This window comes from Solirubrobacter ginsenosidimutans (genome assembly GCF_027587205.1).
In genome coordinates, this window is the sequence record NZ_JAPDOD010000005.1 from 244,919 (window position 1) to 257,202 (window position 12,284).

Annotated in this window: 13 protein-coding genes and 1 tRNA gene; 3 read left to right on the top strand and 11 right to left on the bottom strand. The window is 67.1% G+C overall.

The window, feature by feature from the left end; genetic code table 11:
- Window positions 1–12 precede the first annotated feature (12 nt).
- On the top strand, window positions 13–801 hold the full coding sequence (locus OM076_RS09300) for an SMI1/KNR4 family protein (protein WP_270039323.1): 789 nt from the start codon (window positions 13–15) through the stop codon (window positions 799–801).
- Window positions 802–1,074: 273 nt separating this feature from the next.
- Here the strand turns inward: OM076_RS09300 and OM076_RS47115 are convergent, their stop codons facing one another.
- Window positions 1,075–1,611, bottom strand: coding sequence for a zinc finger domain-containing protein (locus tag OM076_RS47115; protein WP_443732130.1), 537 nt, complete (start codon window positions 1,609–1,611; stop codon window positions 1,075–1,077).
- A gap of 321 nt (window positions 1,612–1,932) precedes the next feature.
- A complete protein-coding gene (locus tag OM076_RS09305) occupies window positions 1,933–2,763 on the bottom strand; it encodes a hypothetical protein (protein WP_270039325.1) in 831 nt (276 codons plus the stop codon).
- Between the two features lie 415 nt (window positions 2,764–3,178).
- Here OM076_RS09305 and OM076_RS09310 point away from each other — a divergent pair, with 415 nt between their 5' ends.
- Complete coding sequence (locus OM076_RS09310; protein WP_270039327.1) at window positions 3,179–3,751, top strand: tyrosine-type recombinase/integrase; 573 nt, start codon at window positions 3,179–3,181, stop codon at window positions 3,749–3,751.
- Between the two features lie 346 nt (window positions 3,752–4,097).
- Here the strand turns inward: OM076_RS09310 and OM076_RS09315 are convergent, their stop codons facing one another.
- On the bottom strand, window positions 4,098–5,048 hold the full coding sequence (locus OM076_RS09315; RefSeq protein ID WP_270039329.1) for a hypothetical protein: 951 nt from the start codon (window positions 5,046–5,048) through the stop codon (window positions 4,098–4,100).
- Between the two features lie 152 nt (window positions 5,049–5,200).
- On the opposite strand from OM076_RS09315, the gene OM076_RS09320 reads away from it, so the two are divergent.
- Window positions 5,201–5,443, top strand: a complete 243-nt coding sequence (locus tag OM076_RS09320; protein ID WP_270039331.1) for a hypothetical protein — start codon at window positions 5,201–5,203, stop codon at window positions 5,441–5,443.
- A gap of 119 nt (window positions 5,444–5,562) precedes the next feature.
- On the opposite strand, the gene OM076_RS09325 is transcribed toward OM076_RS09320, so the two are convergent.
- From OM076_RS09325 to OM076_RS09360, 8 genes are all read right to left on the bottom strand, one after another.
- Window positions 5,563–5,763 carry a hypothetical protein gene (locus tag OM076_RS09325; RefSeq protein WP_270039332.1) on the bottom strand — a complete coding sequence of 67 codons (201 nt, stop codon included), beginning with the start codon at window positions 5,761–5,763 and terminating at the stop codon, window positions 5,563–5,565.
- 7 nt (window positions 5,764–5,770) lie between these two features.
- Window positions 5,771–7,285, bottom strand: a complete 1,515-nt coding sequence (locus OM076_RS09330; protein WP_270039334.1) for a tyrosine-type recombinase/integrase — start codon at window positions 7,283–7,285, stop codon at window positions 5,771–5,773.
- Window positions 7,262–7,335 (bottom strand) — tRNA-Arg (locus OM076_RS09335). Before OM076_RS09335 ends, OM076_RS09330 begins: the two co-directional genes overlap by 24 nt.
- Before the next feature lie 44 nt (window positions 7,336–7,379).
- Window positions 7,380–7,676 (bottom strand): hypothetical protein, encoded by a 297-nt coding sequence (locus tag OM076_RS09340; protein ID WP_270039336.1) that lies wholly within the window; start codon window positions 7,674–7,676, stop codon window positions 7,380–7,382.
- Window positions 7,673–8,923 (bottom strand): hypothetical protein, encoded by a 1,251-nt coding sequence (locus tag OM076_RS09345; protein ID WP_270039337.1) that lies wholly within the window; start codon window positions 8,921–8,923, stop codon window positions 7,673–7,675. Before OM076_RS09345 ends, OM076_RS09340 begins: the two co-directional genes overlap by 4 nt.
- Window positions 8,924–9,011: 88 nt before the next feature.
- The gene (locus OM076_RS09350) at window positions 9,012–10,472 is read right to left on the bottom strand and encodes a putative metal-binding motif-containing protein (protein WP_270039339.1); all 1,461 of its coding nucleotides are present in this window, start codon (window positions 10,470–10,472) and stop codon (window positions 9,012–9,014) included.
- Between the two features lie 36 nt (window positions 10,473–10,508).
- Window positions 10,509–11,558 carry an Ig-like domain-containing protein gene (locus OM076_RS09355; RefSeq protein WP_270039341.1) on the bottom strand — a complete coding sequence of 350 codons (1,050 nt, stop codon included), beginning with the start codon at window positions 11,556–11,558 and terminating at the stop codon, window positions 10,509–10,511.
- Between the two features lie 55 nt (window positions 11,559–11,613).
- Window positions 11,614–12,282, bottom strand: coding sequence for an NUDIX hydrolase (locus OM076_RS09360; RefSeq protein ID WP_270039342.1), 669 nt, complete (start codon window positions 12,280–12,282; stop codon window positions 11,614–11,616).
- Between the last annotated feature and the right edge of the window lie 2 nt (window positions 12,283–12,284).

The following is a 12,284-nucleotide window of genomic DNA, read 5'->3' on the forward strand; positions in this document are numbered from 1 at the left end:
TACTTGGTAGCCATGGAGGGGCTTGACCAAGTGATCGCGCTCGTGCGTCCGCCGGCCGCGCCAACGGGCGCCCCGGTCGATTGGGCTGCTGCGGAGTCAGCGCTCGGGACGGCCTTGCCAACCGACTACAAGGCATTCTGCGACCGATACGGGCACGGGGAGTTCTTCAACGGCTGGGGATGGTTCCCGCTCACACCGTTCGCGCATCACTGCCACGAGGACCTCGTGTCCACGTTCTGGCGCGACATCCTTGCCGACGACGATTGGGGTCGGCGGCCCTTTCCGGAGCCCGGAGGCGTCCTGCCGTTCGCGACCTCTGAGCTCAAGTATCGGTTCTGGTGGCTCGCTGAAGGACCGCCCGACGACTGGCCCGTGCTCGTCGAGGACGACGGTGGGACCTGGCACCAATTCGCGCTGACCGCTACCGAGCTGCTGGCCGTCGCGCTCCGGGACGAGTTGTTCGGTCCGCCCGAAGCCGATCTCGATCCGGTCAAGTTCTTCTCCCGCCCCACGCCTCGTGAGCGCAACCTGCATCAGCCGTTTGTCATCAACGTCTATGGCACGAACCCGCAAGGCCATCACATCGATCTGGATCTCGCCGGGGCGCTGGGCGGAACACGTCAGGCGCGTCTCGACGCGCTGCTCGACGAGCTCAATCCCGAATTGCGTGCGTCGATCGTCCGGGCCGAGGCCAAACGCAGCAGGGAGGAACTCTGGGTGATCTCGCGAGACGACATCGATCCCCTGCGTACCGCAATTCAAGCGTGGGCTGATCGCGTCAGCGGGTGGTCGGGCCAATGAGCCGGACAGCAAGTTGCTCGCTGTGGTGCCGGGGCAGGTTGCTGTCCGAGCTCGCTGCGCCGCCAAGGCGCAAGGAACAGACGCAAAGTGCTGTTTGTCGACGATCTCGAGAGCGTCGGGTCTTACGGCGTAGAGCTCCGGATCGCCGCCCCCGCGAGGTGAAAGCGCCGGCGCGGAGCACGCGACGGAACATGATCTTTGATCGACCGGGGGGCGAGGTCCGGCGAGCTGCAAGCGACCCCGGCGTCGTGGTCGACCGTCCAGTAGCGCGCGTCACAAATCTTGGTCGACGGCAAGGACAGCGAGCTGGCGCGTGCGATGCACGGCGCGGCGCGGCATTCCGTCAGACCCCCGACAGGGCTCGCCCACTGCCACTCCGCAAGTTGGACAGTCAACCTCCTGCGCCTCCGCGCGTGACGTCATCCGCGCCAAGCTGCGCGAATCGATCTGGCGGGCACCGAGTTCGATCGCCCGGTGATGGCGCTGGATGTGCATACAGAGACGCGCCGTCCGGCGCAGCGTTCCGAGGCACGGCTTCTGCGCCACAGCACCGCACCTCGGACAATCGACCGCCAATGCCGCCTCGCGGGTCGTGGTGAGTTGGACCCTTGGCTCCCGCGCGTCGCGCCCAGTCGGGTCTTGCTCGATGCTCGGGGCTCCAAGATCGATCGCGAGCCCATGGCGCTGTAGATGAGCCGACCGCGGCGTCGAAGACGAGTCCCCCATGCAAGGCGCATCCGCATCGGCGCCGCAGACGGGACAAATCACCGCAAGCGCATGCGATCGAGTTGTTACGGCCCCGTGTGCCACGTCGACAAACGTACCTCGACGAGAGGCGGAAGCCCGCCTCGGTCCGGGTACGTCGGCACCCTCATCCTCTGCTGCTTTGGAGGTGAGGAGCGATCAGCGGAGCCAACCGCGTGACTGATGCTTTGCGCGACCAGCGACAGCGCGACGAGGAACCGACCACGCGAGCTTCGCAACCGCATCGAGGCAAGGCAGTAGCGCTGGAGCTGCGGCAGAGTGCTTCTTGTCGACGAAGACGCGTCGTCGTGGTACTGGCGATTGGGCAATCAAGCGGCGAGGATCGGCTCGGTTGTCGTCGTAATGTCGATCGCGTTCGCGGCGCGATCAGCAGTAAACGTCGATCCTGGCCCTCGCGTTCGCGATGCTGCGCTTGGTCGTCTCGAGCTGCTTGGTCAGCGCCCGCTTACGCTGGCGCGTGCGAGCCGTCCGCCGCTGCGCGGTGAGCTTCTTGGCTTGCTGCTTCTTCTTGCGAAGCGCGTCCCGCGCCGTGCCGCAGGGATCAGTCGCCGTGACGGTGGGCGTCTGTGTCGCCGTCCCCTCAGGTTCCGGGCTCGGGATCGCCGGCGTCGCGGCGTCGATGCTGAACGAAGTCGTGTCGTCGGTGATGGCTTTCTCGAGATCGGTGCAGGTGACGACGGGATAAGCGTCGCAGTGGAACGGCACCTTGTTAACACGCCATAGCGAGATCAAGTGCACGCAGCCGTAGTCCCTGTTCGCGAGCGCTGGTGCTGATGCCTGAACCGTGATGGCCCGGTGGTCCGCCGACAGGGTTCTGGTTGTTGGAATGGACCCTTCGTATCCGCTGAGGGTCATGGAGGCTGGGCTGTACGCACTGCTCGACGGAGGCAGGAGCAGAAGGGCCGTCCCCGCGGCATAGGTGCAGGAGGCGGCAGAGAAGGACGCCTGCAACGTATCGGCCGTCGAGGCGGGCACCGGATCGAGGAAGTAGAACGTCATCGTGATCGACCCTGCGGTGTCGTAGGACGCCGTGACGCGCTGAATGTCCTGATCCCGGTAGGACGTGCCGTCCACGTTCTGGTGCAGGGCGCTGTCAACCGGATCGGCGACCGATCCCGAGCGGACTTCCGCAGATGCGGAGCCCACCGGGGACATAGCAACGACCCCGAGCGCGACGGCCAGTCTCTTCAAACCCATGGCCCGACTATCGGCCAGATCCCGGTCTGTCTTGATCGTGTCGCGTCCACCAGGGCGACGACTTGCCTGCGCATGAACTGATCCTCGGCGAACCGTTCGATTGAAATAACCCGACCAGACTCTGCACTTGCCGCGTGAGGCAGAGGGAGAGTGGCGCTTCTCGACGCTTCCGGCACACTTGGGGTTGCGGCCGGTCGTGAGGTGTCGTCCTCATCGGTGCGTAACCAAGCGGCGGTAAGCGTGGATTGCGCGTCGAGTGATCGGAGAGATCGTGACCGCTTCAGCGTCGTTGGACTCGCTCGGGCGGCGTCGTTCGCCGGCCTCGGTCCCGGGCTATCTCGCAGGACGACCCTCGCGAAACCGGGGGCGGCGCTACCCGCCTGATCCGCCGCGCACGGAAGAGATCATCGCGGTCATGCGCTGCTCCGGCGACGGCCTTCACGGCGCTCGCGCGCGAGGGTTGATCGCGGTGCTCTGGCGCGCCGGGTTACGGATTCAGGAGGCGCTCGATCTCAACGAGCTCGATCTCGACCGTCGCCGCGGCTCGGTGCTGGTCCGGCGCGGCAAGGGCGGTCGCCGCCGCGAGGTCGGCATGGACGACTGGGGTTTCGAGCAACTCGAGCCGTGGCTGAAGGCCCGCGAGCAGATGCCCGTCGGACCCCTTTTCTGCGTGATCGACGGACGGACACGCGGGCGAGCCTGGTACGCCTCGGCCGCGCGCGCCGCCCTGCGGCGGCGCGCAGCGCGAGCCGGCGTGCGACGACGCTTCGCCCCGCACCAACTGCGACACGCGCACGCCATCGAACTCGCGCGCGAGGGCGTGCCGCTGAACGTCATCCAACGCCAACTCGGCCACCGAAACCTCGGCGTCACATCGATCTATCTCCAAGGCATCGACCCGGACGAGATCATCCAGACCGTCCACAGCCGCCGGCCGCCGATGATCCCGGCCAGCGTTGGGCTCACCCTGCCTCGCAGCCGATCGTAGCCGGGAGATCCAGCCGTCCGAACGAGCCGCTCATGCTCATCCACAGAGAACGACCGTGACGACTCCGGCAGGACTCGCTCGATACAGACGATTGCTCACAAGCTCTCACGCATGCGCCGGAGCCGACCACGCCTGGGCGTCCTGCCCGAAGCGGGCGCTGCAGGCACCGTGATTCCGAACGGCACGCCATCAACCGCGCGGGGCGCGGCTGGTCTGGCGATTCAGGAAAATCTCAATCGCACGGACGTGCACCAGCGGCAGGAGTTGGCGGACGGCCGCGCGGAAGAGCAGGGAGTTGAAGTGGTCGCACTCGTTGGCGAAAGCATCAACAGCGCGAGAGCGGTCGTCACCGCCGAGTCGGCGCGGCGGGCTGAGTGGCCATCCACTGGGCCAACGCCACGCCTCCGCATTCCAGGGTTCCGAGCGAGGAGATCTCGCCAGTGGATGGGTTCATTAGCCCGAGAGCACTATGTTCGCCGATCGCCCCGACGAGCAATTGACGCTCGTCGGGGCTCCAGGCCAGCGGGTACCAGTCGACGGCAAAGCTCTTGGGGTGTTGCGCGTCGGTGCCGGTCACGCGCAGCCTGCGATGCCTGCTGTCACCGCCGTTGTATGCGATCCGGCCACTGCGCGAGCTGATCACACGCGTCGGACGATCCGTCAACAAGCGACGGCTCGTCACGGTCCGCTCGCCCACGCCACGCACGATGCGGAACTTCTTGCGCGAGGCGGCCACTACGTCGAGGCGACCGGTGGCGTAACTGAGCCCCCAGACACTCGCGTAGGTCGCAACGCGACGCGCCGAGCGACCCGGACGCTTTATCCAGACGGCGCTGACCAAGCCTCCATGTTGACTCGTGGTCACGTCCCAAGCGATCGTGCCGTCGGCTTTAAGCGCGACACCCTGTCCGTCAGCGACCCGGTGAGTCCTGACCAGTCCTTGGCCAAGTTGCCCGACGCGGATCTCGTCCATCGTCGCTCCCGAGCCGACCAGCGCGATACGAGCACCCGCTACGGCGAAATTGTCCACTACTCCGTCCGGCGCGGATTGCGTGCGTCGGCGCAGCCGATCGGCCGTCAGCTCATACACGTCGGTGGACCGCTCGTCACGCCCACAGAGCACGAACACGCGCCCGGGCAGCGACACCGTCAGCGGGGTCCCCGCTCCGAACGCGGTCGCGTCACTGGCTCGGCCGTCGATCACCCAGCCGACCAGCACCAAACCGCACGCGACGCCCGCCAGTACAACCCGTGCGTATGCACGGCGCGACCAGATTCCGCTCGACCAATCAGCCATGACCGCGCAGATGGTAGATGCAAGATTGTGCCGCGGCTAATCGTAAAACCCAGAGTCTCTCTTCTCGACGGAAGCGCGTATCCACGGTTCCGGCCACGGGGGTCCTTCGCGACGCCGAGCGACCGCACGGCCCGGCTAGTAGGTTCGCCGTCATGAACGTGCCGGCGAACGATCCGCGAGACCAGTGGTCGGTCTTCCACTTCAGCCAGGCCAATCCCGAGGGTGACGGACAAGACGACGTGCCGGCCTTGCTGCGGCGAGTCGCGGACACGATCGAGGGACGTGGCGCAATCGATGTCATGGACATCACCTTCGAGAAGGAGATCACGGCGGAGGGGCCGTGGCCATCGCTGACGGTCTATTACGACCGCCGCGACCACCGGAGCAACGACTAGGAAGATCGGCGGGAACGTGGCCGCCGCGGTCCGCCGAAAGTGCTGTTTCTCGACGGATTCGAGACTCTGCTGCGTCGTCAGAGGAGGTGGCTCGCGGACGCGAGCCGGCCGCGGATGACTCACACGCGAAGAAGTCTCCGCAGGTCGCTGACGAGGTCGTCGAGGTCGTCCGGGTCGCACGCGTCCAGGTCCTCGTCGGCGACGGCGGCCATCGCGTCTGGGTACCGGCGCTCGAAGTCGGCGACCTTCTCCGGATGCGAGAGCTCGAGCTCCTCCACGAGCTCGGCGACGGCCATGTCATCTCGTCGGTCGTTGATCATGCGGCGATCAGTGTGACGCGACGGTTGGCTGGGAGAGTGCTGAGTCCAGGTAGGCGCCAGCAAGGTCGGCGTCCTCGGCCTTCGCCTTGTGATGCACGTAGCGTCGGGTGGTTTTGACGTCGGTGTGGCCGGCGTAGTCCTGGACCCTGGTGATGTCCCAGACGTTGACCGCCCATGTGCACCAGGAGTGCCGGAGGTCGTGGATGCGGATTGGCTGCTGCGGGTTGCCGCGCAGATCCTGCTTGGCGCGACGGTGGCCGAGGCCCGCGCGGACAAGCGCGGCGTAGAACACATCACGAGCGCGCTTGTCGGTCACACGCCCTCCGATCGCGGTCGAGAACACGTAGTCGTCATCGCGCGTGAACCGGTCACGCGTCCCGAGCGCCGCAAGGCGTTGGGACAGGGTCGGCACGAGTGGCGTCGATCGTGCCCGCTTGCCCTTGGTCGTCGACCGCCGGCCCTCGGAGAAGCCCGTCTCCGCACGGATCATCGCCCCGGCGAAGTCGACGTTGCGCCACGGCAGATCGCGAAGCTCGCCCAGACGCAGACCGGCGTAGAAGGCCGTCGACAGAAATGCTCCGAAGAGCTCGCGCTCCGAGTCATCGAGCTTGTCGATGGCATCTTCCTTGCGCTGACCCGGCGGGCGGTCGTCTTGCTGGAGCAGGACAGCGCGATAGACAGCCTCGAACTCCACGGGGTCGAGGACGTTGAAGATCTGGGAATCCGGAACCGACACCCGCTCGGCATCCGCGGACGGATTCGCCAGGATCATCTTGCGGCGCTTGGCGAGCTTGAAGACGCCGTGCAGCAGGATCAGGATCTTTTGCGCCGTCCGCGGCGAGGGCTTGGTGCTCAGCAAGTGGCGCCGGAACGCATCGATGTCGTCGGTCGTGAACGTGTCGCGGCGTTCGGCTTGGACCTCCGTGAACCGCCGACCGCCGCGCTGGAGAACCGCCTCTTCGCGCACCATCTTCGTCAGCGGCGTGTCCTTGCCGAACCAAGGGAGGAACTCCGCCTTGGCGACGTTGCGCGCGTCTCGCAGTGTCCCGTACTCGCGACGCTTCTCGATCTCGAGGTACTCGAGCCACGCGTCAACGGCGTCACCGAACGTCGGACCATCAGGCTCAGGCTCGAGCTCGGCCGCCATCGATGCCCATGCCACCCGTGCGCCGTCGAGCAGTGCTTCGAGCGCCTCCTCGGCCATCGCCGGCGTCAAGTGCCCAGGCGGGCAGGGACCAGGCGCGGTCCGCCAGATGATCGCGCCGCGCGGCGTCCGCCGGCCGCTGTCCTTGACGTGCGCCGGACCAAGCGCGGTCGTGCGTCGGCTGCCGGTCTCGTCCCACCAGCTCGCGTAGTACCGGCAACGGTTGCCCTTGCCCCGCACCTGCAGGTGGCCGCTGATCGGTGGGCGTGTCGAGGCGGGAGCCATGGACACGTTAAGAGTAAGCCTTAAGAGTACGGAACGGACGCGACGAGCCTGATTTGGCTCTGCATATAGCGCCCCCGGTTGGATTCGAACCAACGACCTGCGGATTAGAAGTCCGCTGCTCTATCCAGCTGAGCTACAGGGGCGGGCCTGGTCAGCTTATTCAAGCGGGCAGGCGCCCCGCGCGGGCTCAAGGACGCACGCGCACGTGGACCTCGCGCGACTTGCCGGCGGCGTACGGGAAGTCCGGGTCGGACGGGAGCACCGCTCGGAACCGGTACGTCGTCGGGGAGAACGTGCGGGTGAACGTGTAGCTCGAGGCGAAGGCACCGTTGCGCACGGTTGCGCTCGCGAACGTGACCCAGCGTCCCGCCCACGCTTGCAGGTCCACGCGCGCACGCGCATCCTTCGGTGCGCCGGGAACGCTGCCGGTGAACTTGATCGACCGCTTGTTTCGCGTCGAGCTGCGGTTGGTCTTGAGCTTCACCGGGGCCGCGACCGTGACTCGCAGCATGGCGACGGAGGCGGAGTCGCCGGTCGTCGCGGTCGCCCGGATCTCGCGTGAAGTGCCACGCGGGAGCCGGTACGCGAACTCGCCGTTCTTGTCCGTCTGAATCGTCTTGACGAGAGCGAGTCGCCGCCCGTGACGAGCGGCCGGGTGTCGATCTGCACGCTGGTCCCGGGAATCGCGGCACGGGACGTATCGCGCACTGTGCCGGTGATCGTCGGCGGTGCGTCGTAACGGGCAGCGAGCTTCGTCTTGCTCGTGCCCTTGAACGCCATCGAGAGGACACCTCGCCGGGTCGGCACGGATTGTTGTTGAGGGGCCGACGACGACCCGTAGTGCCCGAAGGTCCAGAACGGGACAGGGGCGGTCCGCGTCCGGTTGCCACCCGCATCGATGGCCTCGATCTCGAACTGCCCTTCGCCACCCTCAAGGACGGACGCTGCGATCGGCACGCTGATGTGACCGGTCAGCGGACAAGGACTGGGCACGGAGAACGGCGAAGCCGAGCACGTCCCGCTGGTGTTCGTAACTGCTGCCGCGGGCTGACCATCGATCAGGATCGTCATGGACTTGATGCCGGCGCCCTGGTCGACGACGTCGGCGTTGATCGCAAACGTCGACGGTCGCGCACGGGGTGCCTGATCGGTCGTGACCGCGTACTGGATCGTCGGGGCTGCCACGTCGAGCATGTCCGCCTCGAATCCACGCACGAATGCGTACTGATCTGGCTGCGGCCCGCAGGGAAGGTAATTGGGACACGTCATCGAGACCGTGACACCCTGGGTGTCGCTGAGGGTAATCTTTCCCCATCCTTCTGGGAATGGGACGGGTGACGGGTCGGTCCATACCTCGTAGGCGATATCGGCGCCCAGGAGTGCGTAGTCAAAGCCACTACTTCTGTGAATTCGCCGCTCGAAACTGAGCTTCGCGATCCGGGTTCCGAACGGCGCTCGAAAGGCCCACTGCGCGCCACTGTTTCCTGGCACCGTCATGTCGCTCATGTCGATACCGAAGGTTCCGGTCGAGTCGCAACTGGACAGAGCCCGCAAGGGTGCGCCGGCAGACAGGGTCCACGTCCACCCACCGTTTGAAACGTCGTGAGCGGTCTTCGTCAGAGGACACGACCGAACCGCGTATTGGCCGGGCGAGAGTTCGTCTGCGTGGACAGGTCGCGCGCCTGCCAGGCCCCACGTCAGCACCACCAGCGCAGCAACCAGCAGTCTCATGACCCTGAATAGTGCACGAAGGCGAAAGTTCGCCCCTGGTCCGCCCGACTTTCGTTCAGCCAGGCGGACCGTGAAACCGCGCGACGGTTCAGCAGGCGACCGGGGACTTCGCGCCCGGGGGCATGCACTTGGTGGTGATCAGCGGCTTCTTCGACGCACGGACGGCGAGGATCTTGACCGCGTTGATCGCGTCCGGCTTGGAAACGACCACCGTGATCACGTCACCTGCCTTCAACGGCTTCTTGATGAACTTCGCCAGGGTGACGGTGCCGAAAGCGTTCGTCTTCGTGAGGCCCTTGCCTTTCAGGCCCGACGGGCAGCCCTTGCCTTTGCAGGTCACCGAGACGGTGGCGCCGAACGGGACGTTCTTGACCTGAAGCGTCGTGAACTTGGTCGTCTTCTTGCTCGCGGTAGAGAAGAAGGCGACGGTCACGAGCACTTGCTCAGGAGCGTGCGCGGCGCCCGCAACGATTGAACTGCCGCCCGCACCTCCGCCGGCCGCGGCGGGCGTGTCTGCGCCGTCGCAGTTTTCATCCACGCCGTTGCCCGGGATGTCGTTGGCGCCTGGGTGAACCGACGCGTCGGCGTCGTTGCAGTCGATGTTGGCGTTGAAGCCGTCGGAGTCGTTGTCGGGGATAGCGATGGTCCAGGTTCGACTCGCGGCGGTGGCATCGACGTTGCCGGCGCGGTCGATCGTGCGCGACCGGAAGGAGTGCTTGCCTGACGCGAGGCCGGTGAGGGTCACCGGGCTCGGGCAGGAGGTGAACGGGGCGTCGTCGAGGCTGCATTCGAAGGTCGCGCCGGTCGGCTCGGAGGAGACGGGCTTGAAGGTCTCGGAGGTCACGGTCTGAAGGGCGCCCTCGCCGGGGCCGACGGTCGGGTCGAGCGTCGTGTCCGGGGCGATGTTGTCGACGGTGAACGAGTAGGTGCTGGGCGTGATGCTCGGGTTGGTGTTGTGCGTACCGCTGACGGCGAAGGTGTGAGGGCCGTCGAGGAGTGAGGGGAGTGTCACGGCGGCGCTCCCCGTTCCCGGGCAGGCCATGGTGTTGCCGTCGATCTTGCAGGTGAAGGTGGTGCCGGCTTGGCTCGAGAACGCGAAGTGGGGTGTCCTGGACTGAATGAAGGCTGCCGGCTTGTCGCTCAACGTCACCGGGACGATCTCTTGGAAGAACGCTCTGGGCGTGGTGGTGGTGTCAGCTCCCCCCACGAGCACGGTTGACGTGCAGGTCGAGCCATTGATCGCGGGGCAGCCGGTCCAACCGACCAGCTTCCAGCCGGCGGCGGGGACGGCGGTCAGCGGGACGACCGCGTTGTGGACGATGATTCGGGTGCCGATGACGAAGAGCGTGGCGGTGTCGCTCGTCGTGCCGCAGGCTTGGGCATCGGAGTTCTTGGGCTCGACGTTGATCGGGAGCGTCAAAGTGCAGTTGTACCCGGTCGTGGTGAGCGACCCGGCGCCCTGCAGGCTTGGCGTGACGGTCAGCACCCCAGTGGCATAGGCGGGGCCTGCGAGAACGGCGGCCCCCAGCAGCGCACCGAACGCGGTCACGAGAGTCGAGCGAAGACGCATCCCTTTTGGCTCCATTCAGCAGGCGGCGGGCTTGGACGAGCCCTCGGGCTGGCACAGCGTGGTGACGAGCGGGGCCTTCCGGGCCCGGATCGTCAGGACCTTGACGGCGGAACTGAAGCCGGGCTTGGAGACGATCACGGTGATCTCCGTTCCGACCTTGAGCTTCTTCTTGAGGACGGGCTTGAGGAGTAGCCGGCCTCCGACGGCCACCACCTTCGTGAAGCGCTTCTTCGCACAGCCGCTCGGGCAGAGGACCGTGACCCGCGCTCCGGCCGGCACGTTCTTGACGACGAAGTTCGAGACTTTGGTCGCGCGGGCGGTCGAGGTGAAGCCGAACCCGAGCGCGACCAGGATCTGGGGCGCAGCGACCGGCTCACCCGCCGCCGCCGACGCGATCGCAGGGTCGACGATCGGCGCGACCGGGGCGAGCGGAGCTGCAGTCGACACGGTCGCCGCGGCCGCGGGCACCTCGATCTTGAAGTCACGCGCCTTCCCCAAGAAGTTGCCGACCTTGTCGACCGCCCGCACGCTGAACGTGTACGCGCCCACGGGCTGTCCGCTCAGCACGTGCTCGGCGGCGCCCGTGCAGGCGCCGAACACGGGCGGCGCGCCCATCGGCACGACACTGCAGCGGAAGTGCGAGAAACCGGCTCCGGCGTCGCTCGCGCCGAAGGTCCAGCGCTGCGTCGACCCCGGGGCGAAGCGCTCCCGGTCCGGCCCGGTCACGGTCAGCGCCGGCGGGGTGTTGTCGATCAGCACGTCGAGCGTCGCGGTGGCCGACTCGCCACCCGCGGAGAACGCGGTCGCGGAGATCGTGGCCGGGCCGTCGTCGACGTTCGTCGTGTCGAAGGTGCCGCCGTAGGGCGCGGTGTCGTCGTCGAACTTCAGCTCGCCGCGGACGCGGAACTCGACGCGCACCACGTCGTCGCTGACGGACGCGCTGACCGGGATCTGATGTGTCACGACAGAAGCGACCGGCTTGTCCAGCTTCACCGTCGGCGGCGCGGCGAACGCGCTCGAGGCCGGCAGGAGCAAGAACAGGATCAGGGCGACAACGGTGCGCACGCCCACAGAGAACCCGCCTTGCCTTGGCGGGCGCTTGGCGGATCCTTGGGGTGCTTCAGGCGCGCCGGTACAGCCGACCCGGCCGCCCCGGGCCCTCCGAACGCAGCGCGCCCGTGTCTTCCAACAGTCCGGTGGCTCGCACGTCGCGGCGGAAGTTGGCCGCGTCGACCTCCTCCCCACGCAGCGCCTCGTAGAGCTGCTGCGCCTGGCGCAGGGTGAACGGCTCCGTCAACAGCGCCAGCGCCTTGCGCACGAACCACACCTTGTCGGCCACGCGCGCGTGCAGCCGCCAGAGCCCGTCGTCGACGATCACCGCGTGATCCAGCGCCAGCTCGGGGAGCGCGTCGAGGGGATGCCAGGAGGCGTCGCGGTCGACGGGACGTTCTTCGGGCAGCGTCTCCGGCCGGACCAGCGCCATGTAGGCGATCGTCGGCAGCCAGCCCCTCGGGTCCCGCACAGGGTCGGCATAGGTCCGCAACTGCTCGAGATGCACCGAGCCGACGCCGGTCTTCTCGCGCAGCTTTCGCTCCGCGGTCTGCTCGGGCGCCTCGGAGGAGCCGACGAACCCGCCGGGGAGCGCGAACAGCCCGCGCTGCGGCTCCTCCAAACGGCGAGCCAACAGCACGCAGAGGCGCCCGTCGAGGAGCGTGAAGACGACCGGGTCGGCGGTCAGGCCGATCGGCGCGTCGTATCCGGCGGTGTTGGTGGCCTGCATGCCGGCCATCA